The organism is Pseudarthrobacter sp. P1 (assembly GCF_050156935.1).
GTDB lineage: Bacteria > Actinomycetota > Actinomycetes > Actinomycetales > Micrococcaceae > Specibacter.
The window spans coordinates 3,110,962-3,136,844 of the sequence record NZ_CP189584.1 but is presented as its reverse complement, the minus strand read 5'-3'; the positions used below and the strand labels follow the sequence as shown (position 1 = coordinate 3,136,844).

General features: G+C 66.5%; 25 protein-coding genes. 11 read left to right on the top strand and 14 right to left on the bottom strand.

What is annotated here, in order from left to right; genetic code table 11:
- Positions 1-9: 9 nt before the first annotated feature.
- Positions 10-1,269, top strand: a complete 1,260-nt coding sequence (locus tag ACQCSX_RS14820) for an ROK family transcriptional regulator (RefSeq protein WP_427016043.1) — start codon at positions 10-12, stop codon at positions 1,267-1,269.
- A gap of 199 nt (positions 1,270-1,468) precedes the next feature.
- On the opposite strand, the gene ACQCSX_RS14815 is transcribed toward ACQCSX_RS14820, so the two are convergent.
- The 3 genes from ACQCSX_RS14815 to ACQCSX_RS14805 are packed head-to-tail and all read right to left on the bottom strand — an operon-like array spanning position 1,469 to position 3,810.
- On the bottom strand, positions 1,469-1,993 hold the full coding sequence (locus ACQCSX_RS14815) for a YbhB/YbcL family Raf kinase inhibitor-like protein (RefSeq protein WP_427016042.1): 525 nt from the start codon (positions 1,991-1,993) through the stop codon (positions 1,469-1,471).
- A gap of 25 nt (positions 1,994-2,018) precedes the next feature.
- Positions 2,019-3,014 carry a carbohydrate kinase family protein gene (locus tag ACQCSX_RS14810; protein ID WP_427016041.1) on the bottom strand — a complete coding sequence of 332 codons (996 nt, stop codon included), beginning with the start codon at positions 3,012-3,014 and terminating at the stop codon, positions 2,019-2,021.
- A gap of 4 nt (positions 3,015-3,018) precedes the next feature.
- Complete coding sequence (locus ACQCSX_RS14805; RefSeq protein ID WP_427016040.1) at positions 3,019-3,810, bottom strand: alpha/beta hydrolase family protein; 792 nt, start codon at positions 3,808-3,810, stop codon at positions 3,019-3,021.
- 125 nt (positions 3,811-3,935) lie between these two features.
- Between ACQCSX_RS14805 and ACQCSX_RS14800 the strand changes: the two genes are divergently transcribed.
- From ACQCSX_RS14800 to ACQCSX_RS14790, 3 genes are read left to right on the top strand one after another with little or no spacing between them, the layout of a single operon-like run.
- Positions 3,936-5,174, top strand: a complete 1,239-nt coding sequence (locus ACQCSX_RS14800; RefSeq protein WP_427016039.1) for an ROK family protein — start codon at positions 3,936-3,938, stop codon at positions 5,172-5,174.
- A gap of 28 nt (positions 5,175-5,202) precedes the next feature.
- A complete protein-coding gene (locus ACQCSX_RS14795) occupies positions 5,203-6,327 on the top strand; it encodes a GTP pyrophosphokinase (protein ID WP_427016038.1) in 1,125 nt (374 codons plus the stop codon).
- Between the two features lie 51 nt (positions 6,328-6,378).
- A complete protein-coding gene (locus tag ACQCSX_RS14790) occupies positions 6,379-6,828 on the top strand; it encodes a Dps family protein (RefSeq protein ID WP_427016037.1) in 450 nt (149 codons plus the stop codon).
- On the opposite strand, the gene ACQCSX_RS14785 is transcribed toward ACQCSX_RS14790, so the two are convergent.
- A complete protein-coding gene (locus ACQCSX_RS14785; RefSeq protein ID WP_427016036.1) occupies positions 6,825-9,023 on the bottom strand; it encodes an MMPL family transporter in 2,199 nt (732 codons plus the stop codon). The two genes, ACQCSX_RS14790 and ACQCSX_RS14785, sit on opposite strands and share 4 nt — an antisense overlap.
- An 83-nt stretch (positions 9,024-9,106) precedes the next feature.
- Here ACQCSX_RS14785 and ACQCSX_RS14780 point away from each other — a divergent pair, with 83 nt between their 5' ends.
- Positions 9,107-9,580 (top strand): MarR family winged helix-turn-helix transcriptional regulator, encoded by a 474-nt coding sequence (locus tag ACQCSX_RS14780; protein ID WP_427016035.1) that lies wholly within the window; start codon positions 9,107-9,109, stop codon positions 9,578-9,580.
- 60 nt (positions 9,581-9,640) lie between these two features.
- Entirely contained in the window at positions 9,641-10,105 is a 465-nt protein-coding gene (locus ACQCSX_RS14775; RefSeq protein ID WP_427016034.1) for a hypothetical protein, read from the top strand.
- Between the two features lie 29 nt (positions 10,106-10,134).
- Here ACQCSX_RS14775 and ACQCSX_RS14770 read toward each other — a convergent pair whose 3' ends face one another.
- Entirely contained in the window at positions 10,135-10,827 is a 693-nt protein-coding gene (locus ACQCSX_RS14770) for an HAD hydrolase-like protein (protein WP_427016033.1), read from the bottom strand.
- 115 nt (positions 10,828-10,942) lie between these two features.
- Here ACQCSX_RS14770 and ACQCSX_RS14765 point away from each other — a divergent pair, with 115 nt between their 5' ends.
- A complete protein-coding gene (locus ACQCSX_RS14765) occupies positions 10,943-11,419 on the top strand; it encodes an Lrp/AsnC family transcriptional regulator (RefSeq protein WP_427016032.1) in 477 nt (158 codons plus the stop codon).
- On the opposite strand, the gene ACQCSX_RS14760 is transcribed toward ACQCSX_RS14765, so the two are convergent.
- The 3 genes from ACQCSX_RS14760 to ACQCSX_RS14750 all read right to left on the bottom strand — a co-directional run bounded on the left by ACQCSX_RS14760 (position 11,379) and on the right by ACQCSX_RS14750 (position 15,388).
- Entirely contained in the window at positions 11,379-12,803 is a 1,425-nt protein-coding gene (locus tag ACQCSX_RS14760) for an aspartate ammonia-lyase (protein ID WP_427019063.1), read from the bottom strand. The two genes, ACQCSX_RS14765 and ACQCSX_RS14760, sit on opposite strands and share 41 nt — an antisense overlap.
- Before the next feature lie 94 nt (positions 12,804-12,897).
- Positions 12,898-14,313 (bottom strand): aldehyde dehydrogenase family protein, encoded by a 1,416-nt coding sequence (locus ACQCSX_RS14755; protein ID WP_427016031.1) that lies wholly within the window; start codon positions 14,311-14,313, stop codon positions 12,898-12,900.
- A complete protein-coding gene (locus ACQCSX_RS14750) occupies positions 14,306-15,388 on the bottom strand; it encodes a homoserine dehydrogenase (RefSeq protein WP_427016030.1) in 1,083 nt (360 codons plus the stop codon). Before ACQCSX_RS14750 ends, ACQCSX_RS14755 begins: the two co-directional genes overlap by 8 nt.
- Before the next feature lie 327 nt (positions 15,389-15,715).
- On the opposite strand from ACQCSX_RS14750, the gene ACQCSX_RS14745 reads away from it, so the two are divergent.
- Genes ACQCSX_RS14745 through ACQCSX_RS14735 form a run of 3 tightly spaced genes read left to right on the top strand, consistent with a single transcriptional unit; the run spans position 15,716 to position 19,288 of the window.
- Positions 15,716-17,197 (top strand): amino acid permease, encoded by a 1,482-nt coding sequence (locus tag ACQCSX_RS14745; protein ID WP_427016029.1) that lies wholly within the window; start codon positions 15,716-15,718, stop codon positions 17,195-17,197.
- Between the two features lie 58 nt (positions 17,198-17,255).
- The gene (alr, locus tag ACQCSX_RS14740) at positions 17,256-18,467 is read left to right on the top strand and encodes an alanine racemase (protein ID WP_427016028.1); all 1,212 of its coding nucleotides are present in this window, start codon (positions 17,256-17,258) and stop codon (positions 18,465-18,467) included.
- A 56-nt stretch (positions 18,468-18,523) separates the two neighbouring features.
- On the top strand, positions 18,524-19,288 hold the full coding sequence (locus ACQCSX_RS14735) for an IclR family transcriptional regulator (RefSeq protein ID WP_427016027.1): 765 nt from the start codon (positions 18,524-18,526) through the stop codon (positions 19,286-19,288).
- On the opposite strand, the gene ACQCSX_RS14730 is transcribed toward ACQCSX_RS14735, so the two are convergent.
- From ACQCSX_RS14730 to ACQCSX_RS14715, 4 genes are all read right to left on the bottom strand, one after another.
- Entirely contained in the window at positions 19,285-20,058 is a 774-nt protein-coding gene (locus ACQCSX_RS14730) for an IclR family transcriptional regulator (protein ID WP_427016026.1), read from the bottom strand. The two genes, ACQCSX_RS14735 and ACQCSX_RS14730, sit on opposite strands and share 4 nt — an antisense overlap.
- 31 nt (positions 20,059-20,089) lie before the next feature.
- Positions 20,090-20,845: a cyclase family protein gene (locus ACQCSX_RS14725; protein ID WP_427016025.1), complete on the bottom strand. Its 756-nt coding sequence runs from the start codon at positions 20,843-20,845 to the stop codon at positions 20,090-20,092.
- Between the two features lie 41 nt (positions 20,846-20,886).
- Positions 20,887-21,375: a hypothetical protein gene (locus tag ACQCSX_RS14720; protein ID WP_427019062.1), complete on the bottom strand. Its 489-nt coding sequence runs from the start codon at positions 21,373-21,375 to the stop codon at positions 20,887-20,889.
- A gap of 504 nt (positions 21,376-21,879) precedes the next feature.
- Complete coding sequence (locus ACQCSX_RS14715) at positions 21,880-22,713, bottom strand: substrate-binding domain-containing protein (RefSeq protein WP_427016024.1); 834 nt, start codon at positions 22,711-22,713, stop codon at positions 21,880-21,882.
- Between the two features lie 42 nt (positions 22,714-22,755).
- Here ACQCSX_RS14715 and ACQCSX_RS14710 point away from each other — a divergent pair, with 42 nt between their 5' ends.
- On the top strand, positions 22,756-23,145 hold the full coding sequence (locus ACQCSX_RS14710) for a DUF5997 family protein (RefSeq protein WP_427016023.1): 390 nt from the start codon (positions 22,756-22,758) through the stop codon (positions 23,143-23,145).
- A 154-nt stretch (positions 23,146-23,299) separates the two neighbouring features.
- On the opposite strand, the gene ACQCSX_RS14705 is transcribed toward ACQCSX_RS14710, so the two are convergent.
- Entirely contained in the window at positions 23,300-24,829 is a 1,530-nt protein-coding gene (locus ACQCSX_RS14705) for an APC family permease (RefSeq protein WP_427016022.1), read from the bottom strand.
- Positions 24,826-25,752, bottom strand: coding sequence for a universal stress protein (locus tag ACQCSX_RS14700; RefSeq protein ID WP_427016021.1), 927 nt, complete (start codon positions 25,750-25,752; stop codon positions 24,826-24,828). The genes ACQCSX_RS14705 and ACQCSX_RS14700 overlap by 4 nt, the downstream gene beginning before the upstream one ends.
- Positions 25,753-25,883: the final 131 nt, after the last annotated feature.

The window sequence follows — 25,883 nt, the reverse complement described above, 5'->3', positions numbered from 1 at the left end:
TTAAATGCCGTGCCGATAGACTATGCGCACCCTCCACCCGGAGTCAAGAGAGAGGTAGCTCACATTTCGGACACTCGCCCCCGCGCCCGCACCGCTCCCACCGGAGAAGCCGTCAGCCGCGCGGAAATACTGGGATTGCTGGCCGAAACGGGTCCCCTGAGCCGCGGCGAAATTGCCAAGCAGCTGGGCCTTGGTGCCGCAACTGTTACGGCCCAGGTGCGCAATCTGATGGCCGAGGGCCTGGTCAGGGACCTCCCCGCCGGGCAAAGCGCCGGGGCCGGCCGGCCCAAGGTGCCCGTCGAACTCGTCTCCGATGCCGCCGTCGTCCTCGGGCTGGGGATCGGCCCGCACGCCGTGGTGGCGGTGGCCATGCTGATCGACGGGCAGATCCTGGCCTCCCGTACCATCCCCTTCGCCCCCGAGGCGGACCCCGTGGGCCAGCTGGCGGCGATCGTGGCCGGGCAGATGCAGGACCTGGCACACCCCGAGCGCACCGTGGCCGTGGGCGTCTCCGTCTCGGGTGCGGTGGACCAGAACTCCTCCACCGTCATCATCTCGGCCACGCTGGACTGGGAGAATTTCGACCTGGGCCAGCAGCTGCAGGAGGCCCTGGACCTGCCGGTCTTCGTCTCCAACGACCTCTTCGCCTCGGCCACCCGGGAGATCAGCTTTGGCCTGGGCCGCAAGCACGACGATTTTCTGCTGCTGGGCCTGGGCCCCGGCGTCGGCATGGGCATCGTCAGCCGCAGGTCCGTGTTCTACGGGCCCGACGGCGCCTCCACCGAGTTTGGCCACATGTCCGTCGATCCGGCCGGGCCGCGCTGCGTGTGCGGGAATTCCGGTTGCCTCCAGGTCTATGCGGGGCTGAAGGAACTGCTGGCCGGCGCCCCGGAACCGGGCGGCGCGCCCACGCTGGAGGAGCTGTCCCGGCAGGCCGGGAACCCCGGCTCCGCCGCCGGGGTGTACCTGGCCAGGACGGGACGCATGCTGGGCCGCTCACTGGGCGGGGTGGTGAACCTGCTGGGCATCGCCACCATCATCGTGACCGGCGAGACGACGGCGCTGTGGGAGCACCTGCGCCCCGGCTTCGAGGCGGGGTTGCAGGAGACGGTGCTGCGCTTCCACCACCCGCTGAACATCACGGTGAAGGAGTGGACCGAGGCCGAGAGCGCCATCGGCGCCGCGGGCATGGCGCTGCATAACGCGATTAGCCTGAACCCCGGGCGGGGCCGCACGCCGGTTGAGCCCGCCGAAACCACCCGCACGTAGCCGATTACCGCTCGTAGATGCCCGCCAGCCTGGCGCGGGCCAGAGCCACCCGTGGCCGAGCAGAGATCCTGGCGCTTCGTCCGGCTGGGTCTCCGCGCGCTCGTTCCTCGCTCGGTCGACCACCGGCTTCGGTGATCGACCGAGGCCGCCCGCGGCCGCGCGGAGAATCCCGCCGCGCTCGGCACCCGACCGTAGCCGGCTACCGCTCGTAGATGCCCGTCAGCCGGGCGCGGGCCAGGGCGTGGAACTTCAGCTTGGACTCCAGCACGGCGGGCGTGGCCCCGGCACCGATGTCCAGTGTGGCCACATCCAGCGCATGCACCACCAGCATGTACCGGTGCGGGCCGTGCCCGCGCGGCGGTGCCGCCCCCATGAAGCCGGCAAACCCGCCGTCGTTCTTCAAAGTCACAGTCCCCGCCGGCATCCCTGGCGAGCCCGCGGCGGTGGCCGCGCCCTCGGCCAGCTCCGCGGTGGAGGCCGGCAGGTTTAAGGCGGCCCAATGCCAATAGCCGCCCGCCCGGGGCGCATCGGGGTCGAACATGGTCACGGCAAAGCTGCGCGTCCCCGGAGGGAAACCGCTCCATGACAGCTGCGGTGACAGGTCCTGCCCACCCAGGCCCGCATTCCTCTGGTGGACCGAGAACGTGGCCCCGTCGGCGAAGGACGTGCTGGTGAGCTCAAAGGACGGCACCGGGTCCAGCAGGGCGTACGGATCACTTTTCATGGGATTCTCCTGGTGGTTGGCGCGTCTAGTGCGCGTGCAGCTCCGCGCGGGTGGGCGGGTTGGCCCCGGCCCGGGACACCGTGACGGCAGCGGCGCGGGCGGCATGGCGGATCATGGCAGCAAGTTCCTCGGCGCTGATGGCACGCAGCTCCTCGCGGCGCTGGGCACCGTCCAACTCGCGGTCCACCACTGCCGAGAGCAGCGCGGCCATGAAGGAATCCCCCGCCCCGACGGTGTCCACCACTGCGGCCTGCGGCACCGGACAGGACGCCTCGCCGGCGGCGCACACGGCCCACGGACCCTCCCCACCGCGGGTCACCACGACGACGGCGGGGCCACCGGCGCGGCCGGTGTCCCGGGCGGTGCCGGGCCGGGAGTTCCCCGCGGCCGGGGCACCATTGATGTTCAGCCAGCGCCGGGCCGAATCCAGCGGATCCACGCCCGGATACAGCCATTCCAGGTCCTCGTCGGAGGCCTTGACGACGTCCGCCAGCCGGACAAACTTTTCCGCCTGGGCGCGGGCGTAGTCCACATCCGCAATGATGGACGGGCGGCAATTGGGGTCGTAGCCGATGGTGACGCGGGGGTGGGCGGAGCGCACCATGGCCAGCACCTGGTCCGCACCCGGGGCGAGCATGGCGGCAATCGAGCCGGTGTGCACCAGCGTGCTGGCGGACAGCATGAAGTTGGGGCCGCCGCTTGCGTCCGGGCCGGCACCCGGCAGCTCCCAGTCGAGGGAAAACTCGTAGCTGGCCGCGCCGTCGCCGTCCAGGGTGGCGCGGGCCACGGAGGTGGGCCGCGCGTCCGGCGCGACCGGCACCAAAACGTCGTTGGCGTGCAGATGCGTGGAGACCATCACCCCGTACGGATCCGTACCGAAGCGGCCCAGGAACTGCACCGGGTGCCCCAGCCGGGCCAGCCCCACTGCGACATTGAGCGGGCTCCCGCCCACATGCGGCACGGGCGCCTGCCCCGGGCGCACCACCTCGTCCACCAGGGCCTCACCAATGACAGTCAGCATGCCCTCAGCCTACGGCCGGCAGGCACCTCTCAACCAGATCCACGCACGTGCGGTACGCCGCGTGCCGGACATCGATGAGACCATAGTGGTCACCGGGGACCGGAACGAGTTCGGCCCGGGCCCCGGCCGCAGCGGCCGCGCGCACGTACTCCCGCGACTGGCTGGCGGGGACATCGCCGTCGTCTGCGGCCAGCACGGCGTAGACCGGCACCGCCAGCGGGACGGCGGCCAGCGGGTCCGCGAGCTCGTACCGCCAGAGGGCGTCCTGGGGGTCCGCGCCGAGCAGCTTGGCCACGGCACGGTTGCTCAGGCCCAGCCGGTGCGCCGCACGCAGGTCCAGCAGGCCGGACTGGCTGACGACGGCGGTGAGCTCCACGGCGGGGTCCGCCCCCGGGGCGCCGGCGGGCAGGGCGGAACGGCCCGCCGCCCAAACTGCCAGCTGCCCGCCCGCCGAATGGCCCAGTCCGACGACGGCGGAGAGGTCCAGCCCGTGCTCCGCCGCCGCGGGGCGCAGGGCGTCGATCCCGGCTGCCACATCCTCAAACGTCTCCGGCCAGCCGCCGCCGTTGCCGACCCGGCGGTATTCCAGGTTCCAGGCCGCGATCCCCCGGGCGGCCAGATCGCGGGCCAACGGATCGCCCAGCTCCGCGCCGTAGGCCGCGCGCCAGTAGCCGCCGTGGATGACCACCGCCACGCCCCGGCGCAGTGGCACGGCGGGGAGGTGGAGTTCGGCCCACTGGGCGGGGTCCGGGCCGTAGGCGTAGCGCTGCGGGGCGGGAGTCTGCGGGGCGGGCATGGAAAGAGTGTGCCACTCCCGCGCCGCCCGGGCGAGGCCGGCGCGGGTCCCGACACACTGGCCCGGCCCGGGGACGCTGCCGGTACTATTCGTCCAGACACTTGGAATGGAGCACGATTTTCTTGATGATGCAGGGATCAGCCAACGACCGCATCCGCCGGCAGAACCTCAGTGCCGTGCTGGGCCACATCCACCGGCATGGTCCGGCCACCCGCTTCGAACTGGCCGCCCAGACGGGGCTCTCGCGCGCCACCGTGGGCATGCTCGCCGCTGAACTGGACAAGATGGGCCTGGTCCGCGAGGCATCGGCGCGCAAGGCCGCGGGGCCGGGCCGGCCGGTCTCCCACATCTCGGCCGCGGAATCGGTGGCGGCCCTGGCCGTCAGCATCGAGGCCCGTTCCATCCGTGCGCGCGTCCTGGGGCTGGGCCGGCGCACCGGCCCCACCGCCCGGCGTATCCTTGATGCCGTTCCGACGCCGGAGCAGGCCAGCGGCATTGTGACTCAACTGTTGGCCGAACTCGGGGCGGACCTCCCCGTGGGGGCACGCCTGGCGGGCGTGGGCATCGCCGTGCCCGGCCAGGTGGGCCAGGACCGCGGCGTCGTCGGCCACGCCGCCAACCTGGGCTGGCGCAACGTGCCGCTCGGCACCCTCGTGGCCACGGCCACCGGGCTGCCCACCTGGGTGGGCAACGACGCCACGCTGGGCATCAGCGCCACCACCGCCTTTGGTGGCGGGATGGGCGCGGACGATGTCGTATACCTGTACGGCGGCTCCAGCGGCATCGGCGGCGGCGTCATCACCGGCGGCCACCTGCTCAACGGCGCCACCGGCTACGCCACGGAGCTGGGCCACATTCCCATCCAGCCGCTCGGCGGCCTGTGCGCCTGCGGGGCGCGCGGCTGCCTGGAAACCGAGGTCCAGGCCAGCCGGCTGTTGGACCTGGCCGGGCTGGATGCCCTCGAATTCGAGGCCTTGGCGCAGGCTCTGGCCGATTCCGCCCACACCGCCCTCCACCAGGAGGTGCTGCGGCAGATGTCGTGGGTGGTGCTGGCGGTGCGGACACTGGCCAACATCTTCAACCCGTCCCTGGTGGTTCTGGGCGGATTCATCGGAGCCATGCACGCCTCGCTCAGCGCCGAGGAGGTGGAGGCACTGACCGCGGGGTCCTTCACGGTCAGCCCCAGCAGGCTGGAGATCCAGCATGCCCCGATGGGCCAGGACCTGATCCTCGCCGGTGCCGCGGAGCTGGTCTTCCGCGACCTGCTGGCGGCCCCCGACCTGTTCAGCGGTCCTAATAGGGCGGCCGGCTGGACCCGCGGTTGCGGGCCCCGGGAGCAACTGGGGTGGACCCGGCTCGACTAATGTCGGTGGCGGCGTCTAGGCTCGCAGCATGAGCCTTCACTGGGACCGACTCGCCGATTCCCTGCGCCCCGGCGTGGCCGCAAGCGTGGCCGAATACGAGCGTGTCCGGCCCGCCCTGGAGCGCGTCACCGCCGAAATGGAGCGCCGCATCCGGGACATTTTCGCCGGCGAAGAGACCAAGCCGCTCTTCGTCACCAGCCGCACCAAGACAGTGGAATCGTTCCGCGAAAAGGCTTCGCGCATGGTGGACCAGTCCCCGGGCGCGGCACCTGCCCTGCAGTTCCCGGACCCGCTGCGGAACCTCACGGACATGGTCGGCGTCCGGGTCATCACCACGCTGCCCGGCGAAAACGCCGTCGCCGCCAACCTGATCAAGCGCCAGCGCAGCATCTTCGACTGCCGCGGCGACAGGGAGAAGGACATTGGCTCCATCGAGTCCGGCACCTACGGCTACTCCAGCCGGCACCTGATCCTGCGCAGCATCCAGAACGACGTCGTCAGGGTGTACCAGGACGTCCTGGACCCCTCAACCAAGCCCAACGGCAGCTACTTCTTCGAATGCCAGATCCGCACCATCTTCGCCCACGCCTGGAGCGAGATCGAGCACGACATCCGCTTCAAATCCCAGGACCGGCGCGCCTGGAGCCCCTACTTCGACCGCCAGTTCACGGCGACGGCGGCCATGCTGGAGACAGTGGAATCCGCCTTCTCCGAGCTGCACGAGCGCTATGAAACTGTCACCAACTTCTGGCACGAGGACGGCGAGGGGGCCGAGGCCCTGACGCCCAACCGGATCAAGGAGATCTGGCAGACGCTGCTCCCGCACGTGGACCGGAAGTCCGACGACGATTGGGGCTGGGCGGCAGAGCTGCTGGCCGCGCACGGGCTCACCCGGACCATCCAGCTGGCCGAGCTGCTCCAGCCCTCCGCCATCAGCGATGTCCGCAAGGCCCTGGACCACCGCTACTCCCCCGGCCCGGACCGGCTGCTGGATGACCTGCTGTTGTGGCAGTACGGGCCGTCCCACATAGATCTCACCGCCGAGGCGGCGTCCGAGGACAGCAAGCCCCGGCGTGAGAGTCTGCAGCGCCGCTACCAGCAAATGCGCCGGTACCGCGAGGCAAACAACAAACAGGCCGGCGCCGCTGGCTGAGCCTGTCACCACCCGGTCCGGCCAACGGACCACAAATGCACGGAGGAAACGATGAAGGCATCACCGACGCTGGCAGCCAACCTGCAGGCAGTTCTTGTTGATTTGATCGAGCTCCACGTCCAAGGAAAGCAGGCGCACTGGAACATCGTGGGCGCCAATTTCCGCGACCTGCACCTGCAGCTGGATGAGGTGGTGGCTTCCGCCCGCGAGTTCTCCGACGTCACGGCCGAGCGCATGCGGGCCCTGGAGGCCGTGCCGGATGGGCGCAGCGGCACCGTCGCTGCCAAGACCACGTTGGCGCAGTTCCCGGACGGGCTGGTGGGCACCTCCGCCGCCGTCGACCTCGTGGTGGAACGGCTCCAGGCCGCCGTGGCCACCATGCGCGAAGTCCACGACGCCGTGGACGAGGAAGACCCCACCACGGCGGACCTGCTGCATGCCTTCATCGAGAAGCTGGAGCAGTACGCCTGGATGGTGGGTGCGGAGAACATGAAGCCCTAGCCGCGCCCCACCCCGGTGGTTGAGCCTGTCGAAACCCCGGTGGTTGAGCCTGTCGAAACCACCGGGGCCCGCCCCAGCCGCGACGGCCACCAGATCACTCTGCCCAGGTCGTACGCGAGCGCGGGCACCAGCAATGACCGCACCAGCACCGTGTCCAGCAGCACGCCAAACGCCACGATGAAGGCCAGCTGCGCCAGGAACAGCAGCGGGATCACGCCCAGGGCAGCGAAGGTAGCTGCCAGCACCACGCCCGCGGAGGTGATCACGCTGCCCGTGACACCGAGCCCTCGCAGCACGCCCGGCCGCGTGCCAATCCGCGCCGATTCCTCGCGCACCCGTGTCATCAGGAAGATGTTGTAGTCCACGCCCAATGCCACCAGGAACACGAAACCAAACAGCGGCACGGTGGCATCGGCGCCCGGGAAGTGGAAGACGTGGTTGAAGACCAGCGCCGAGACGCCCATGGCGGCGGCGTAGGACAGCACCACGGAGCCGATGAGCAGCAGCGGTGCCACGATGGAGCGCAGCAGCGCCATGAGCACCAGCAGGATCACCACCAGCACCAGCGGAACGATCTTCCACAGGTCCCGTTGGGCCGTCTCGTTGGTGTCCAGCGCAATGGCTGTCACGCCGCCCACCAGCACGTCGGCGTCGACGGCGGGCAGGGTCCCGCGCAGGTCCCGCACCACCTGTTCCGCAGCGGCGGAGTCCGCCTGGTCCACCAGTGTGGCGTTGATCAGCACCCGCCCGTCCTTCACGACGGCGGGTGCCCCGGGAACCGGACGGCCGGCGCCCGAATAGAGGACGACGTCGGAGACGCCCGGCTGGGCTGCGACGGCCGACACCACGTCATCGGCCCGTCCTTCACGCGCGATGACCACCACCGGGCTGCCGCTGCCGGCGTCGAAATGCTCGCCGAGCGCCTTCTGTCCGTCGACGGCGTTGCTGGGGGCGAGGATGATCTGCGTCTGGGAGACCCCGTTGGCCTGAAGCTGGAGCACGCCGCTGCTGGCGGCCAGCAGGAGCACCAGCGTGGCAATCCAGGTGGTGCGGGGACGGGAGGCAACCAGCAGGCCCACCCGGCGCCACAACCCGGAGATGCCCGCCAAACCGGCGGGAAAATTCTCGCCGGTGGCCACGGCATGGCGGTGCGGCTGTTCCACGTTGGGGCGGAAGGGCCAAAAGGCGCCGCGGCCGCAGAGCACCAGCAGTGCCGGCAGGAAGGTCAGCGCTGACAGCAGCGAGAAGGCGATGCCGATGGCGGCGATGGGCCCCAGGCTGCGATTGGAGTTCAGGTCCGAGGCCAGCAGGCACAGCAGCGCAATGATGACAGTGGCGCCCGAGGCCACAATCGGCTCCCAGGCCCCGCGCAGCGCCCGCCCCATGGCGGCCCACTTGGAATCCACCGCGTGCAGGGCCTCGCGGTATCGGGCCACCAGCAGCAGCGAGTAGTCCGTGGCGGCACCGATGACCAGGATGCTCAGGATGCCCTGGCTCTGCCCGCTGAGCTTGATCCAATCCATGCTCGCCAGGGCATATATCAGCAAGATGGAGGCGCAGAGGGCAAAAACGGAGGTCAGCAGCACCAGCACCGGCAGCACCACCGAGCGGTAGACCACCAGCAGGATCACGAACACCGCAATGAGCGCCACCAGCAGCAGGATCCCGTCGATGCCGCCAAAGGCATTGACCAGATCCGCCGTCAACCCCGCGGGACCCGTGACGTAGGCGGTGGTTCCCTCGGGCAGGTTCGCGTTGACTGCCTCGCGGAGTCCGGCGACCACGCCCTTGACATTCCCGGTGTCGGCAATGGGCACGATGAATTCCACGGCCCGGCGGTCTTCGGAGGGAATGGGGCCCGCAATGGCGGCGGGTTGCTCCACCCCCGGAACGGTGCCCAGTATGCCGGCCAGCGCCGCATAGGCGCCCATCCCGGCGCCGTCGATGGGCCGGTCCGACACCAGCAGCACGATGGCCGGAATGCTGTGCGAGTCAAGGAACTTCTGATGCCATTCCCGGGCCAGGGTCGATTCGGCGCTGGCCGGCAGGAAGCTGGCCGCATCATTGCTGGAGACGCCGGAGATCTTGCCGAAGGTGGGCCCGCCAAGGCCCGCCACCACCAGCCAGATGAGGATCAGTGCGGCCGGCAACACTCCGCGCAGCCAACGTTTCGGCGTCCAGTCCTTGATGTCCATGCGCTCAATAATACTTCGATCATGAAGATATTCCAGCGCGGAGGTAAAATTGTTCCACGAATCCATAGCGGAAGATTGATGTCATGACTGCACGGATGCCGCACGCCGAACTACTGGCACTGCTGAGGGAATTCACCGTCGAAACGGACCGCTACGTGGAACGGGTGGGCAGCCTGCACGGACTCCACCGGACGGACATGAACGCCCTGGCCTTTCTGGTCCAGGCCGGCCTTGGCCCCCAGCCGGCCACTCCGGGGCGGCTGGGCGAGGCCCTCAACCTCAGCTCGCCGGCGACGACGGCGCTGGTGGACCGGCTGGACCGGGCCGGACATGTGACCCGCCAGCGCAGCGAGGCGGACCGCCGGCAGGTGGAGCTGGCCATGACCGACCATGCCCGGCAAGTGGGCAGATCCCTGTTCTCGCCGCTGGCGGCGCATCTGGGAGCGGCCATGGCGGGCTACTCGGAGGCCGAGCTGGCACTGGCGCAGCGGTTCATCGCCGACATGATCGAGGCGACGGCGGCGGCACGAGGGGACATTCCGGCGCCCACCCCTTGACAGTGGGCGCCCCCGGGAGCATTCTAAAAACATCAAATCAGTTTTTAGAAAGAGGGCATCATGTCTGCCAATGTTGTCGGCGCCCCAACGTCCCGCTGGTCGAGCCAGGCGCTGCACAGGGCCCGGGTTGAACCGGCGTACGGCGCGTTTTTGATGTTGTGGATCGGGTTCTTCCTGATCCCGCTCGTTTTCGGCCTGGACAAGTTCTTCAACGTCCTGGCCAACTGGGAAGGCTACCTGGCACCGTGGGTCGTCAGCGTTTCACCATTCAGCGCCCACACCGTGATGCTCATCGTTGGCGTGGTGGAAATCGCCGCCGCCGTCACGGTGGCGCTCAAGCCGCGCCTGGCCGCCTACGTCGTGGCCCTGTGGCTGGCCGGCATCATCGTCAACTTGCTCACCTATCCAGGCTTCTACGACGTGGCGCTGCGCGACTTCGGCCTGCTGGTCGCGGCCCTGGCGCTGGCCCGCCTGGCCAAGACCTACGCCCCGACCAGGAACCGCAGCGGGCACGCCACCCGCTGAACCGCAGGGGCAGCGGGCTGCGCTGCTGCTCAACCCGGCGCGTGGTTGAGCAGCAGCGCAGCCAGCTGGGCAGGGGAATCCACGGTCGCCACGGCCCCTTTTGCCTCTGCAGGACCATACCCCCACTGCACATGGATGGCGGGAACGCCATGGCTGGCGGCACCCTCGATGTCATAGCAGCGGTCTCCGACCATAACTGGGCAGGAAACGTCCACCCCCTGCGCCGCGAGACGGCGAAGTGATTCACTAATGACATCGGTCTTGCTCCTGCGGGCTTCAGCGTCAGAGGCGCCACAGACATCAACAAAGTGGTCATCCAGACGGAAGTGACCGGCCAGGCGCATTGCTTGGTCCTCCACCTTTGACGTTGCCACCGCCAGTGGAAGGCCGCCTCCGTTCAGGGCCGCCACCATCGCAACAATTCCGTCGTAGAGAGAATTGTTCAGGGCCCCCTTGTCGGCGTAGCTTCGACGATAGGCGGCAAGCGCTCGTCCGGCTGTCTCCTCGTCTAGCCCCACCACCTGCCGGAACGAGTCGTACATCGGCGGCCCAACAAAGCTGCGCAACGTTTGGACGTCAGGCACGACGGCGCCGACGGCACGCAGGGCCTCGGCCGCACTGGCGACGACGCCTGGCGCCGAGTCCATAAGCGTGCCATCCATGTCAAAGAGCACACAGGTGAATCTCCGTTGCTGCTGATGGTGGCGGGAAATCTCTTCCATGCTGGTTGTCCTTACGATGTAGGCTGTTGAAGCTGTTCCGGCGGTTCGGCATTCGAGGCCGACGCGTACCCGCTGCATGCGGACGCCGGGGATTTGGCAGAAAGTGGACTCAACGATGGACAGACGATCCCATGACCCCGTAGACGGGCAGATCATCGCTGAGCTGTCCCGCAACGCCCGAATGTCCCACGCTGAGTTGGGCCAACGCGTCATGCTCTCGCGCAATGCCGTTCGCCAGCGCATCGAGCGGCTGGAACGGCAGGGGGTCATCCAGGGCTACACGCTGGTGCAGGGCACCCCTGAGAAGAACGAGGCAATGGCATCGGCCATCCTGATGGTCTACCGAAAGGACAGAATGCGCGGCGCCGAGGTGCTTGCCGCCCTTCGCCTGATCCCGGAGGTGGTTATCTGCGACGTTCTCAGCGGCGATTTCGACCTCTTTGTCCGCCTGGAAGCACGCTCACTTGAGCGCATCCGGGAGATTTGGGAAGAGATCGCAGCCCACCCCGGAGTCACTGACACGGTAACTGCCCTGACCCTGTCGACGGTGATCAATCGATTCCCGCCGCCGACAGGGATCCCGGCGACATAAGCTCCGCCGCCCGCACTGGGTCCAAAAGGCCGTTGGCGGCAATGAGGTCAATGACCCTGGAGTTCGTGGCCAAGGCCTCTCTGGCGATGTTTGCTGCCGCAGCGTAGCCAATTGAGGGGATCAATGCTGTCACCATACCCACCGATTCGGCCGCCCGCTGCGCCAGGAACTCATCATTGGCGGTGATGCCCTCCACGCAGTACCGGCGCAGAGCCTTGCTCCCCCGGCGCAGCCAGGAAATCCCCTGGAGCAGCGAATGGGCGATGACGGGTTCAAAGGCGTTCAATTGCAGCTGCCCGTTGTCGGCCGCCATGGTGACGGTGACGTCCGCCCCCGCGATGGCAAATGCAATCTGGTTGACCACCTCCGGAATGACCGGGTTGACCTTCCCGGGCATGATGGACGATCCTGCCTGTCTCGGAGGGAGGTTGATTTCCCCGAACCCGGCTTGCGGCCCGCTGGAGAGCAGGCGCAGATCGCTGCATATCTTGGACAGCTTGATGGCTGAGCGCTTCATTGCCCCGGAGACTTGCATGAAGACCCCCGTGTCCCAGGATGCCTCCATGAGGTTGGCAGCCGGCGTCATGGGCAGCCCGGTGATGGTCTGCAGATGCCCAAGCGCCAAGGCCGCGTATCCGGTGTCCGCCGTGATACCGGTTCCGATGGCGGTTGCCCCGAGACTGCATTCAGCGAGCAGCGGCAGCGTTTCCACCAGGCGCGCACAGTCCTCAGCGATGGTGGCTCCGAAGGCGGTGAACTCCTGGCCAAGCGTCATGGGCACAGCGTCCTGCAGTTGCGTCCGCCCAACCTTCACCACGTGGGCGAATTCCAGGCCCTTGCCAGTGAACGCGGCGGAGAGTAGTTCCAGTTCCTGGACAAGCTCCTGGACGGAAAAGACCAAGGCCAGTTTCAGCGACGTTGGATAGGTGTCGTTGGTTGATTGGCAACGGTTCACATCATCGATGGGGTGCAGGTAACGGTACTCTCCGCGCGAATACCCCAGCTTTTCCAGGGCCAGATTGGCGATGACTTCGTTGGCGTTCATGTTGGTGCTGGTCCCGGCGCCACCTTGGATCACGTCGACGCAAAACTGTTCGTGGTGCAAGCCATCACGAATATCACGGCACGCCGCCGCTATTGCCGCGGCCTTGTGGGGGGCAATAGCGCCGATCTGGCCGTTGGCCAAGGCCGCGGCCTGCTTCACACAGGCCAAGGCCACCACCAGCTGAGGGTAGCGTGAGATGGGTGTTTCACTGATCTGAAAGTTTTCCAAGGCCCGTTTCGTGTGGACGCCCCAATAGGCAGAGTCCGGAATCTCAACGGATCCCAGGGAGTCCGTTTCCGTTCTGGAGCCGGAGCGGCAACGCGATTGATCCGCAGCCATGGCAAGCGGGAACTGTTCCGTGTTTCCATTCATTGTTGCTTGTCCTTTGGAGTCAGGAGTGTGGAAATACCATCCACCGGTCGACTGAGGGTTCTCAGTCGTTGATGCAGACCACCTTGGGTTGGGTCATGTCTTCGAAGGCAAAGCGGATGCCTTCCCGGCCCATGCTCCCGTACTTGAATCCACCGAACGGCATGCCGTCAAAGCGGTAGTCGGAGGAGTCGTTGATCATCACGCCGCCCGCCTCCAAAATGCGGGATGCGTTCATTGCGCGGCCCAGTTTGGACGTGAAAACGCCGGCGTGCAGGCTGAAATCCACACGGTTTGCCAGCTCGAGGGCTTCATCGTCCGTGTCAAAGGCCTGCAGCGTCACGACCGGGGCAAACGCTTCTTCAGCCCACAAATCACAATTCTCGGGAACCCCCTCGAGGACAGTGGGGGCATACAGGTTGCCGCTGAGGGTGTTTCCGCACAGCAGGGTGGCCCCGGCCGCCAGTGCGTCGTCGGTCTTTTGTTGCACGTTCTGGGCCGACGCGGGCGTGATCATCGGCCCGACATCGGTCCGTTCATCCATCGGATCCCCGCAGACCAGGCGGCTCGTGGCTACCAGAAATTGGCGGCGAAACTCCGCGTAGACGGAGCGCTGAATTAGAATCCGCTGGGTGCCGATGCAGTTCTGTCCAGCCGCCCAAAAGGCCCCCGAAACACAGGCGCCGACCGCGGCGGTCAGATCGGCGTCGTCGAAAACAATGACCGGCGCGTTGCCGCCAAGATCCATCGCGAGTCGCTTCAGGCCCGCCGTGCGAGAGATTGCCTCCCCCGTGGCAAAACCGCCCGTGAAAGAAATCATGCGTACATCCCGGGCGGACACTACGGCCTGGGCCAGATCCCGCCCACCATTGATGCTGGTGATCACCTCCGCGGGGAGGCCTGCCTCCAGCAACGTGTCCACCAGCCACTGGGCCGACAGGGGTGTGAGCTGCGATGGCTTGAGGATGATGGAGTTGCCACCGGCAATGGCTGGGCCAAGCTTGTGGGCAACAAGGTTTAGTGGATCGTTGTAGGGCGTAATGGCGGCGATGATGCCCAGCGGCTCGCGCGTAAACCAGCCGTGGCGGTTCTCGGATCCCTCGTACGAATCGAATGGAATGACCTCGCCGGCGTTGCGCCGCGCTTCGGCCGCCGAGAGTTTGAGTGTATTGACAGCCCGCAGGGTCTCCTTGCGGGCCTGCCGGATGGTTTTGCCCGCCTCGCTGACAATCAGCCGGGCAAACTGTTCCTGCCGGCCCAGGACCAGCTGGGCGGCTGTGTCAAGAATCTCCGCCCGGCGGTGCCGCGACAGGCTCCCGGCAATCCGTGCGCCTTGGCGGGCGCGTTCCAAAACCGGTTCGACACAATCCGGACCCTGCAACGGGACGTGGCCGACAACCTCGCCGGTGAAGGGATTGGTGACCGGCAGGCTCCGCCGGTCGGCCGGAGCCGCAATGTCCAGGGTTGCTGCCTCAGACACGGGCGGCCTCGATCCGGTTTGCGCTGCCGCTGGTCCTGCCCGGCGTTCCTTCGTGGATGGCAATGATGTCCGAGAGCAGGGCATAGGCGGTTTCGGTCCGCCCCGCGCCCGGGCCCGAGACGGTCACCTGGCCGAGCAGGTCTGTTTCAAAAGCCACTGCATTGGTGGGGCCGGAAATGCCCGCGAGAGGATGGTCATTCGGCAGCGCAACCGGTGCCACGCGGGCGTAGATGCTGCCATCATCTCTGCGCTTCGCCGAGCCAATCAACTTCCACCGCTGGCCGTTGGCCGCGGCATGGGCGATGTCAGCGGCGGTCAGTGCGGAAATTCCTTCGCGCGGAACATCGGCCCGGGTCAGCTTCGCCCCGAGGAGCTCATTGGCCAAAATGACGACCTTGAGCTGAACATCGAACCCTTCGATGTCGGCCGTTGGGTCGGCTTCGGCGTAGCCCAGGTCCTGGGCCTCCTTGACAGCTTCCTCCAGACCAAGACCGGATTCCATGCGGCCGAGTATGTAGTTGCACGTTCCGTTCAGGATGCCTTCAACGCCTTCGAGCGCAAGGCCGGCAAACATCCGCTGTGCCAGCCGGATGATGGGCGTGCCGCTGATGACGGATCCCTCGAACTCGAACGACACCCCGTTCGCTGCAGCGAGTTCCTTCAATTCATGGCCCCGCAGTGCAACCGGACCCTTGTTGGTCGTGCAGACATGCTTGCCTGCTTCGAGCGCCCACCGCACATGGGAGACGGCCGGTTCGCCGTCATTCGGATTCGTAAAGGTGGCCTCCGCGACGATGTCCGCCGTCGAATTCTGGATGACCCACTGGTTCCGCGGCTCCCAGCTTCCCCCGGGATGACGCGAGAAATCGCCGTCACCCGGGCCCAGCGCAAGGACGGTAGGCAGATCGATGCCATCCGGCTGCACCAGTGATCCCAGACGCAGGTCGGTGATTGCGACAATGCGCAGCGAGAACCCGAGCTCTTCGGCGAGTTCGGCCCCCTTGCTATTGATCAGTTCAGCCAATGCACGGTTGACCCCACCGAATCCGATGAGGGCCAGGTCATATCGAGTCAAGACAATCTCCTTGGTTGTTAGGCGTGGTTCCATCCTCGCCACCAGTCGTGTCAGTTGACCCCTGTCATATTGACCAATCGAGAGTGCATATCGCCCGGATCGCAGGACATCTGCACTCCGCGCGCAGCCGAATCTTGCGTGCATCATTGGCACGTGGAAATGTTTTTAATGCACAAGATGCCCAAGTTGTGTTACTTTCATCACAACAACTTCACGCTTCCTGCGTTCGGGGATGGTCCGCGGCAAATCCGTCCACCGTGCCAAGCAGCGCAACGTGCAGTCCCCCGCAGCAGATTCGCCCCTCCAGTCCTCACAGGGAGAAGAGCCATGTCAATTTCAAGAACAGCCCCACGCCAAAAGGACCTAACCTCGCCGGCCGAGTCCAAAAACGCGCTCAGGCGAACAATGGGCGCCCGGCACCTCATCATGATTGCGATGGGCGGTGTCATCGGTTCAGGGCTCTTCCTCAGCTCCGGCTACACCATCTCGCAGGCAGGGCCGCTTGGGGCGGTCATCGCCTACCTCATCGGCGCATTCGTCGTCTACTTGATCATGGCGTGCCTGGGAGAGCTGGCCTTGGCCTATCCCGTGTCTGGGGCATTCCACATCTATGCGTCCCGATCGATCAGCCCGGCGACCGGCTTTGCCACCGCCTGGCTCTATTGGCTGTGTTGGGCCGTGGCCATCGGGTCCGAGTTCACGGCGTCCGGCTTGCTGATGCAGCGGTGGTTCCCACAGGTGGACGTGTGGATTTGGTGTCTGGTCTTCGCCGCCCTCGTGTTCGGCGTCAACGCCGTCTCGTCACGGGTATTCGGCGAAACGGAGTTCTGGTTCTCCTTGATCAAGGTAGCGGCCATCGTAGCGCTTATCGTGCTGGGCGGGGCGGCCCTGCTCGGTTTCCACCCGCTCAGCAACCAGCCTCACCCGTTCCTGTTTGAGAACTTCAACACCGACGCCGGGCTGTTCCCGAACGGCCTGTCCGGCGTCATGGTCACGACTCTTGCAGTGTTCTATGCCTTCTCTGGTTCCGAGCTCATTGGCGTTGCCGCCGGGGAGACAGCAGATCCTGCCCGAAACATCCCGCGCGCCCTCAGGTCGACGGTGATCCGACTGGCTGTTTTCTTCGTCGGGGCCATTGCCGTCATCGCGGCCACCGTTCCCTTCGACAAGGTTGGATTGGACGAGAGCCCATTCGTCACCGTCTTCTCCTCCATCGGCATCCCCTATGCCGGCGACGTCATGAACTTTGTCATCATCACCGCACTGCTGTCGGCCGGCAACAGCGGTCTGTTCTCGTGCTCCAGGATGCTGTTCTCTCTCGCCGAAGAAGGGCACGCACCAAAGGCGCTGGCCAAGCTCACCCAGCGGGGCATCCCCCTGCTGGCGCTCTGCCTGAGCATGGTCGGCGGACTGGCGTCCTTGGTTTCAAGCGTTGCCGCCCCCGAAACGGTCTACCTGATACTCGTGTCCATCTCCGGGTTTGCCGTGGTGGGCGTGTGGATGTCCATTGCGGCATCGCACTTCTTCCACCGCCGCGCCTTCCTGCACGCCGGCGGCGATCCAAAGACCCTCCCCTACCGGGCACCCTTCTATCCGTGGCTGCCGATCCTGGCGTTCACGCTGTGCCTGGCGTCGCTGGTTGGAATCGCCTTCGACCCGGCGCAGGTCGGCGCACTGTACTTTGGGGTCCCGTTCGTCGGAGCCTGCTACCTGTATTTCCACCTGCGGTATGGCCGCCGCCGAAAGGGTGGCGCGAAGCCACCGGTGGACATGACCAGGGTGGATCAGAACCAGCCCACCGCGACGTAGCCCAACTGGTGGCAGCCCGCACGTGCGGGCTGCCACCCGGCGCCAGAGAGCCCTCACCATGGACCATTCCCCCCGCACGTCCAACGTCAAGTCTGTGCCCGCCACCGTCGTGCGGCATCGCACGAACCCCACGGAGCGGCTCGGCAGCTGGTTGGAGATCGACGCCGAGGCCTTCGAACACAATATTCGGGCACTCGGGGCCAGGCTCGCCGGTCGAAGCAGCATGTGCGCCGTCGTCAAGGCGGATGCCTATGGCCACGGCCTCGACGTGCTCGCGCCGTCGCTGGTCTCGCTGGACCTTCCGGCCATTGGCGTCGCCAGGAACGAGGAAGCCAGAATCGTGCGCGGCCATGGCTATACCGGCCGGTTGATCCGTGTGCGGCCAGCGGCGCCCGGCGAAATCGACGACGGAATGGCTCATGGGATTGAGGAGATGATCGGCAATCTCCACTTGGCCCAGAAGGCGGACGCCATCGCCCGAAGGAAGGGTAGGGCGTTGCGCTATCACTTCGCTGTCAACTCCTCCGGACTGAGCCGTGACGGCCTGGAGCTGGCAGGCCCCCGAGGACGGGCTGAGGCCAGAGCTATGCTGGCGCTGCCCCACTTGGTGGTTGCCGGCATCACCACCCATTTTCCAATGGAACAGCGCGACGATGTTCGGGCTGGCCTGGATTGCTTTCTCCGCGACTCGGCCTGGTTCATCCGACAGGGTCTGGACCGCCAACAGGTCCTCCTGCATTGCGCCACCTCGTTTGCAGCCCTTGAGGTTCCCGAATCCTGGCTGGACATGGTCCGCGCGGGGGCCACGCTGTACGGCGATTCGTCCCCCACCCACCGGGAATTCAAGAGAGTGATGGCGTTTAAGGCACGCGTCGCTTCGGTCAATGAGTACCCGGCCGGCAACACCGTTGGCTACGACCGCGCCCACACCCTGCACCGCGCGTCGCGACTGGCCAGCGTCACCGTTGGCTATGCCGACGGGTACCGCCGGGTCCTGGCCGGGAAGGCCCACGTCCTTGTCCGTGGACGCCGCGCACCCGTTCTCGACAAGATCTCCATGAACGTGCTGGTTGCAGATGTGACGGACATCGACGGCGTCGCGCCCGGCGACGAAGTGGTTCTGTTTGGCAGGCAAGGGGATTCTGAAATCACCCCCAGGGAATTGGAGGATGCCAACGGCGCGCTGTTTGCTGACCTGTACACCGTCTGGGGAAATTCCAACCCTAAGATACTTAAGGGAACACGGCAGGCGATGCAGCCGGACCGTTGATGCACCGAGGCCAACGGAACCCCAGATGAGACGAACAGACCAGGGAGCGCAAGAACATGGCAGCATCGGATCTATCCTCCGTGGCCCAGGGTCTTGCCATCATCCGCGCGGCTATTGAACGCGAACGCTCCGGCCGGCCGGGTTTCGGTGTGAGCCGGATGGCCGACGAGCTCCGTATGGAACGCAGCCGCGTCTCCCGGCTCACGCAGGAACTCTGCGACATCGGCTTCCTGGAGAAGGACGACGGTTCGGCCTTGCGGGTTGGATCCGCCTACTTTGGCCTGGGCGCTTCACTCAATCACGGCTGGGTCAGGCTCGCCAGGATTGAGCTGCGCAGGTTGGCTGCACGGTTCCACATCAGTGCGCGGCTCTCCGTGCGGCTTGATGAAAGGGTGCTGCTCCTGCGGTCCGAAGATGGCTTTGCTGACATGTCCATCCGGGCCGGCATGATCACGCCAACCTGGTGCACGGGCGCCGGACGGGCGCTGTTGTGGGACCACACGCCGGAATCCGTCGAGGAATTGCTGGGCGATGTCGAGTTCATCGGTGTCGGCGGCCCCTATGCCGCCCATTCCGCCCAGGAGGTTCTGGCTCTGATGGCACGCGACCGGCCGACAGGCCTGGTGGATGCCGTCGGCGAGTTTGAGCATGGTATTCGCGAGTTGGCCGTCCCTGTCAGGGACGCCGGGGGGCGGATTGTTGCCGCCCTCAGCGTCCTGGCCCGCGAGTCCGACTTCCGCAGCGAGGCCGACGACATCGCACTGTTGCTGGCAGACGCCGCGCAGCGGCTGTCCGGCATTGATGCCTCCGGAGCAGCCTAGACCGGCTGGCTAGGCGCAGCCAAGGCCCCTTCAAGCCAGGCCGCCCAGCGGAGCAAGGCTGCGGCGCATTCCGCCCGCCGGGGTTCAAGCCGCACCTTGGGCCCGACTATCTGCAGGGCGGCAACAACTTCGGACCGGAAATCGCGGACGGGTGCCGCAATCGAATACAGGCCGGGCTCCGCTTCCTCATCGACAATGGAGTACCCGCGTTCCCGTGCAGCCGCCAGCCGCGCGAGGAAATCGTCCACCGAGAGTGGCGTATGCGGACCATGTTGCGTGAATGAGGTCCGTGAAAAAACAGCCCTGACTTCGTCGTCCGGCGCATCCCAAAGCAGCGCCTGCCCGGCGTCGCTGCAGTACGCCGGGTATGGGCGCCCGATCCAGGAGCCAATGACTTTGTTTCCGGGCGGCACGCGTTCACCAATGGTCACCGTGCTGTCACCGGACAGGACGCCGAGATAGCAGCCTTCGCCAGTTTCCTCGACCAGCTTTTCCAAGGAAGTCAGGCCGTCCGTCCGCAACCGCTGTTCCGTCAACGCCTGCGCCTCGGCATAGAGCTGCCAGTGCAAGCGGTACGTCCGCGAGCCCGGTCCCTTGACCAGGAATTCCTCCGCACTGATGGTCTTCAGCCCCCGCGACACCTGGCTCCGGTCCCGCCCCATGTCGCCTGCAATGTCGGACACCGTACCCCCACCGAACCCGGCACGTGTGCGCTGCGATACCGCTGTCAACACCTCAAGGCCTCGGCCCATGCTCGAATTCGCGCTCATTCCCCACACTTTACAAGGAGGACCAACAGAGCTAGTGGATGGCAAAGACCCGGGCCGGAAAACCGCTGCCACCAAGGGGCTTGGGCCAGGCGGCCACCAGCAAGGCACCTGCGGCGGGAACCTGGTCCAGATTGGCCATGAGCTCGATCTGCCATCTGTCTTTGGCCAGGACCAGGGTCTCAAGGCTAAAGTCCGAGCGCGAGGTGGCCAGCCCCGGGTCCGTATCGGTCTGCTCATGTCCGACGGCCGCGACATTGCGCTCGTCGATCAAGAAGTCCAGGACCTCACGGGACCACCCCGGGCAGTGGCTGGTGCCGTCCGCGTCGCGGTTGGCCATGCGGGCTGCGTCCGGCCAGCGCCGGTGCCAGTCAGTGCGCAGCGCAATGAACGACCGCTCCGGAATCCGCCCGTAAAGCCGCTCCCATTCCTGCACGTCGTCAACGGTCGGGACGGCATCGGCGTCGACGGCGGCGCGGGCACTGATGTCCAGCACGACGAGTGGCAGAACCATCTCGTCGACACCGATGTCGTCGGCCGCCCTGCCACCGGCCACAAAGTGCGAGGGCGGATCCACATGCGTGCCCCACTGGCCAACAATGGAATAGCTGTGGACCGTGAAACCGTCCCCTCGGCCAAGATCAAACACCGTGTCCCGCACCTCGTCAGGGAAGGCCGGGAAATGCGGCTGGCCAGGATGGAATGCATGTGTCAGATCGGTGAACGTGCGTTCCCGGATCGTGTCGTTGAACGTCTGCCACAACTCAAAGGTGGTCTCGGATGCTGCCATGGAAGTCTCCTTTTCCAGCGTATTTCCAGCGTTGGTATAGGTCAGGACTGTTCGTGCAAGCCCGTGGCATACGCGATGTCCCGCCGGTGCGATGGCAGGGCGGCATCCAAATCCTGCGCACCCGCGGCCTGGCGGGCCACCAGATGGAAGGGCTCCGACAGCTCGATGACGGGGATCTCCCACGGATGGACCCCTACCAGCCGGCTGAGGATCACCTGAAGGAGTTCTTCCCCAGTGTCCGCATCCAGATAGGTGGTGAAAATGATGGTCGGCGAGACTGTCCGCTCACCAACCATGCCGAGGGTCGGGTTGGCCCCTGCGCCCGTGGTGAACCCCTCGAAGCCGATGCCGGCCTCAAAAACGTGGCTGTAGACCCCGAAGTCTCCGAGCTGTGGCGTAGACCGCAGCAGTTCCAGCAGGAGGCGCATGTCCTCGTCCGACTCGAAAGCTTCGGTCTTCCCGGCGGCCAGTCCAGCCAGTGAGGACCCGTTGATCGGCCAGTGGATCCGAATCTTCCGCACTTGCCGCATGTGTATTTCTGTCATCTCATGCCCAATCTTTGTCTGTCCGGTTTATTCAGGCCGGTGGCGGTGCGGCCGGCGCAGCCGGCGGACCCCTCGCACCTGTGGCCTCGGTTACAGTCAGTCTACATTCAACAACGTGCAATACAAGCACTTGAATATGCTTATTATGCACATTAAAGCGTTCGGAATGAGGTGCCGATACTGGCATGCACTGATTTTCGGGTCAGGGTTGGCGCAGCCGGAGCACGCTTGATACAGCCGCAAGACGGACTCTTATGGCCTGTTAGAGGTGTTTTGGGCAGCACCGATCCAGGGTGCCCGCCAAATCCCTATCGAGGGTGTTTGACAGTGAGGAATGGGTCGGTCATGGCCAACTCGGCCCAGGCGGGATCTGGAACGCGTCCGCGCCCCGGTCCATCGCCAGGCGACAGCACTACCGCTCGGCGGACAGCACGCCCGGCGAGGGAAACCCGCAGGCCGGCGCCCGCACGGCACCCGGCGAAAGAGGGATCAGCGGCGCCCCTTGCCCTTGCCGCCCTTGCCCTTGGAAGGGCCGGAACGGGAGGAGGGTCGCGCCGACCGGGCGCCGGAACCGGACCGCCCGGCCGTCTTGCCTGCGGTCTTGCCACCGGGCTTGCCGGAAGCGGCGTCGGCCTTGGGAGCGCGGCCCTTCTTGGGGGCCGCGTCCTGCTTGGCCTGGATGGAGGGCTGGCGGGAGCTCTGCGCACTGCGGCCGCGGACCACACCAATGAATTCCTCGATGACCGGATCGCCCTCGCCGTCGGGGATGGGGCCGTCCGGGCGCAGCCAGGCCACACCCACCTGGGACTCGGCCACACCCGTCACGGGGCGGTAGCGCAGATCCTTGCGGTTGAAGTGGCGGGCCACCGACATCGGCAGGATCAGGATGCCCAGGCCAGCGGCGACCAGGTCCAGCGACTCCTCCACGGAGGCCATCGGTGGCAGCGGTTTGCGGGTTCCCTCGCGGATTTCGTCGGAAATGTCACGCCATTCGGGGAAAAGCTCCGGGTCCTGCAGCAGGTACTCGGCCGCGAGCTCCTCCACGGGAACCTCGTCGAAGACGGCGATCTCGTGGTCCTTCGGGGCCACCACCACGGGCAGCTCGGAGTACAGCGGGATCACGTTCAACCCGGTCTTGTCCACTGGCAGCCGGACAAAAGCCAGCTCCACCTCAAGGGCCTTCAGCTTCGCCAGCTGCTCGGGTTCGGAGACCGGCACCACCTCCAGCGGCACCGACCGCATGCGCTCCTCCCACCGGCGGATCCACTTTCCGGGGGTGACGCCGGGGACAAAGGAAATCTTGAGCACACGGGGTTCTGACACCTCCCAACCCTAGCGCACCCACCCTGCCGGTACCCTTGAAGTATGAGCACCGAACCCTCCGCACAAACCATGAAGTCCGCCACCGCCGCCAAGAAGCTGGGCATCTACCTTCCGGCCGCCCCCGCGGAGTTCCAGGAGAGCCCCATCTCCCGCGATGAGTTCAAGACCCTGACCGAAAACCCGCCGGCCTGGCTGGAGGATCTGCGCCGCAGCGGACCGCACCCGCGCCCCGTCGTCGCCCAGAAGCTGAACGTTTCCATCGCCGGACTGACCCGCGCCGGCATCACCGAGGCGCTGACGACCGCGGAGATCACCGCGCTGCTCGAGGCCAAGCCCGCCTGGCTGGTGGAGGCCCGCGCCAGCCACGCCAAGGCCCGCGCCGAGGCCCAGCTGGCCAAGACCCGCGAAGCTGCACGCCGCCCCAAGAGCTAGGCGCCGGCGCACACGCCAAAATCGCGCCTGTTCGTCCCCCGGAATTCGCCGGGACGAACAGGCGCGATTTTTCTTTTAAGGAGACCGCGGGGGCCGGCGGCGCGCTTCGACATTCGCGCCGCCCGCCCCCGCGGAAGTTGGGTCCCGCGGCAGCCTACGGGTTGTAGGGCTGGCTGGTGCGGGCGAGGATCTGGCCCCTGAAGAACTCCGGGTTCTTCTTGTACATGATGAACATCAGCACCGCGCCGAGCAGGATCACGCCGGCGCCGAGAATGAACACCAGGCCCACACCGCCGATCTCCGAACCGGAGCCGTAGCTCGGGTCCATGGAGTCGATGGCCGTCTTGAAGAACATCACCAGCAGGATCACCCCGCCCACCAGCGGGGCCAGGAACTTGAAGAAGAAGCTGCGCACGCCGCGGAAGGCCTCGGCGCGGAAGTACCAGACGCAGGCCAGGGCCGTGATGCCGTAGTAGAAGCAGATCATCATGCCCAGGGCGGTGATGGTGTCCCACAGGGCGTTCTCGGACACCGTCCGGGTCACCACATAGAAGCCCGCGGCGGCGATGGCCGAGGCAACCGTGGCGTAGCTGGGCGACTTGTGCCGCGGGCTGATCTTGCCAAAGCTCTTCGGCAGGGCGCTGTAGTGGCCCATCGAGAGCAGCGTGCGGGCCGGGGAGACGAACGTGGACTGCAGCGACGCGGCCGAGGAGCTCAGGATGGCCAGCGACATCAGGATGGCGAACGGCCCCATCACGGGTCCGGCCAGCACGGCGAAAATGCTGCCCTGGTTCTCCGGGTTTCCGGCACCCAACCCGGTGTCACCGACGCCGGCGAAGGACAGCGTGGCCAGCGCGACGGTCATGTAGATGACCACAATCACCAGCACCGTCACGGTGGCGGCGCGGCCTGGGGTCTTCTCGGGGTTCTTGGTCTCCTCGTTCATGGTCAGGGTGACGTCCCAGCCCCAGTAGATGAAGATCGACAGCGAGACACCGGCGGCAAACTGGGAGAAGGAGCCGACGGCGAACGGGTTGAACCAGTCCGGCGAGATGGCGGTGGCGTCAAAGGCGGTGCCGTTGGCCACATGGCTGAAGGCAGCGATCGCGAACCAGCCCAGCACCAGCAGCTGGAAGGCCACCAGCACGTACTGGAACGTCTTGGTGGTCTCCATGCCGCGGTAGGAAATCCAGCAGGCTGCGGCGATGAAAACCAGCGTGGTGGCAATGTTCAGCGGCAGGATGGTGGCCAGGTCCGCCAAAGAGGGGTTGTTGAAGATCTGCCCCAACATCAGGTAGAAGAAGTCCACCGCCACCGCCGCCAGGTTGGAGAGCACGATGATGGTGGCCGCAATCAGCCCCCAGCCGCCCATCCAGCCGATCCACGGGCCGAAGGCCCGGGAGGCCCAGGTGAAGGAGGTGCCGGCGTCGGGCATGGCATTGTTCAGCTCGCGGTAGCCCAGGGCCACCAGCAGCATCGGGATGAAGCCGACCAGGAAGATGGCCGGCAGGTGCACGCCCACCTCCGACACCGTCGGGCCCAGGGCCGCGGTCAGCGTGTAGGCCGGGGCGATGCAGGAGACGCCGATGACGACGGCGCCGATCAACCCCACGGAGCCGGCCTTGAGTCCCTTTTCGCTCAGGCCGTGGTCTCCGGCCGCGTTCCGCACTGTGTCAGTACTCATTTGGTCACCTCATTGTGTCCGGCGCCGCCGACGACGGCGATCTGGTCCGTTTCCATGGCGTCGGCCGCCTGGAGGTCATAGTTGCGGGGCACCACGATCATGGGGACCGGCAGTGCACGCAGGATCCGGTTCGCGGTGGCGCCCAGGAAGATGGACTTGTTCTGGGCCAACCGGCTGGAGCCGATCAGCAGGATTTCGCTGTCCACCCAGTCCAGCCGGTCCACGGCGTCCTCGAGGGTGCGCCCCTGGCCGACGACGACGTGGGGCTTCTCCAGCGCGCCGGCCTCGACTCGCGCGCTGGCCTCGGCGACACCGCGCAGATGCGTGGTGGCCTCCTCGACCGTGGCCTCGGAACCACCGGCGCCCAGCGCCACCAGCGAGACCAGGCGCAGCGGCAGCGACCGCCGCCTGGCCATGGACACGGCCATGGCCAGCACATCCTCGGCGCCCGCCCGGGTGCCCAGGGCGCAGGTCAGCCGGGAGACGGGCTCGGTGCGGCTGTAGCCGGCCGGCGCCAGCGCCACCGGGAAGGTCGAAGCGTGCAGCAGGGCGCTGGCCACCGAGCCGATGGAGAAGCGCTTGAACAGGCCGGCGCTGCTGGCGCCGATGACAAGCATGGCCGCACCCAGGTCGGCCGCCGCGGAGATCAGGGCCTCCGCCTCGGACTCGCCGCGGCGGATGTGCGCCTTGGCGCTGACATCACCGGGAACCAGTGCCAGTCCCTCTTCCTGCCAGGCCTCGATCTGCTCCGTGAGGATGGTGTCGAAACCGGCCGCCCGCGGGTAGACGCCGTTATAGGGCGAATCTTCGGGAAGGACCATGACAAGGTCCAGGGCGGCCCCCTGCCTGCGCGCCAAGGCCACTGCCAAATTGACTGCATCGCAGCCCCGGGCGTTGGCCGTATATCCCACTACGTACCGCATGAAGGTCTCCTGAAGAGTGATGGTGAAACGGTGGAGTTCGGTGGTTGAGCGGAGCCGGTATTTTCGTAGGCGGCGTCAGGGAGGCCCATGGCCGCCCGCGGCCGACGGTCGGAAAGTCCCCAGTCGCTCCC

What these genes read in the sequence shown, in the direction of transcription:
- ACQCSX_RS14815 (WP_427016042.1), bottom strand. Translation starts at nt 1,993, where the DNA reads ATGAAAAGTGATCCGTACGCCCTGCTGGACCCGGTGCCGTCCTTTGAG.
- ACQCSX_RS14810 (WP_427016041.1), bottom strand. Translation starts at nt 3,014, where the DNA reads ATGCTGACTGTCATTGGTGAGGCCCTGGTGGACGAGGTGGTGCGCCCG.
- ACQCSX_RS14805 (WP_427016040.1), bottom strand. Translation starts at nt 3,810, where the DNA reads ATGCCCGCCCCGCAGACTCCCGCCCCGCAGCGCTACGCCTACGGCCCG.
- ACQCSX_RS14800 (WP_427016039.1), top strand. Translation starts at nt 3,936, where the DNA reads ATGATGCAGGGATCAGCCAACGACCGCATCCGCCGGCAGAACCTCAGT.
- ACQCSX_RS14795 (WP_427016038.1), top strand. Translation starts at nt 5,203, where the DNA reads ATGAGCCTTCACTGGGACCGACTCGCCGATTCCCTGCGCCCCGGCGTG.
- ACQCSX_RS14790 (WP_427016037.1), top strand. Translation starts at nt 6,379, where the DNA reads ATGAAGGCATCACCGACGCTGGCAGCCAACCTGCAGGCAGTTCTTGTT.
- ACQCSX_RS14785 (WP_427016036.1), bottom strand. Translation starts at nt 9,023, where the DNA reads ATGGACATCAAGGACTGGACGCCGAAACGTTGGCTGCGCGGAGTGTTG.
- ACQCSX_RS14780 (WP_427016035.1), top strand. Translation starts at nt 9,107, where the DNA reads ATGACTGCACGGATGCCGCACGCCGAACTACTGGCACTGCTGAGGGAA.
- ACQCSX_RS14775 (WP_427016034.1), top strand. Translation starts at nt 9,641, where the DNA reads ATGTCTGCCAATGTTGTCGGCGCCCCAACGTCCCGCTGGTCGAGCCAG.
- ACQCSX_RS14770 (WP_427016033.1), bottom strand. Translation starts at nt 10,827, where the DNA reads ATGGAAGAGATTTCCCGCCACCATCAGCAGCAACGGAGATTCACCTGT.
- ACQCSX_RS14765 (WP_427016032.1), top strand. Translation starts at nt 10,943, where the DNA reads ATGGACAGACGATCCCATGACCCCGTAGACGGGCAGATCATCGCTGAG.
- ACQCSX_RS14760 (WP_427019063.1), bottom strand. Translation starts at nt 12,803, where the DNA reads ATGGCTGCGGATCAATCGCGTTGCCGCTCCGGCTCCAGAACGGAAACG.
- ACQCSX_RS14745 (WP_427016029.1), top strand. Translation starts at nt 15,716, where the DNA reads ATGTCAATTTCAAGAACAGCCCCACGCCAAAAGGACCTAACCTCGCCG.
- alr (WP_427016028.1), top strand. Translation starts at nt 17,256, where the DNA reads ATGGACCATTCCCCCCGCACGTCCAACGTCAAGTCTGTGCCCGCCACC.
- ACQCSX_RS14735 (WP_427016027.1), top strand. Translation starts at nt 18,524, where the DNA reads ATGGCAGCATCGGATCTATCCTCCGTGGCCCAGGGTCTTGCCATCATC.
- ACQCSX_RS14730 (WP_427016026.1), bottom strand. Translation starts at nt 20,058, where the DNA reads ATGAGCGCGAATTCGAGCATGGGCCGAGGCCTTGAGGTGTTGACAGCG.
- ACQCSX_RS14725 (WP_427016025.1), bottom strand. Translation starts at nt 20,845, where the DNA reads ATGGCAGCATCCGAGACCACCTTTGAGTTGTGGCAGACGTTCAACGAC.
- ACQCSX_RS14720 (WP_427019062.1), bottom strand. Translation starts at nt 21,375, where the DNA reads ATGCGGCAAGTGCGGAAGATTCGGATCCACTGGCCGATCAACGGGTCC.
- ACQCSX_RS14710 (WP_427016023.1), top strand. Translation starts at nt 22,756, where the DNA reads ATGAGCACCGAACCCTCCGCACAAACCATGAAGTCCGCCACCGCCGCC.
- ACQCSX_RS14705 (WP_427016022.1), bottom strand. Translation starts at nt 24,829, where the DNA reads ATGAGTACTGACACAGTGCGGAACGCGGCCGGAGACCACGGCCTGAGC.
- ACQCSX_RS14700 (WP_427016021.1), bottom strand. Translation starts at nt 25,752, where the DNA reads ATGCGGTACGTAGTGGGATATACGGCCAACGCCCGGGGCTGCGATGCA.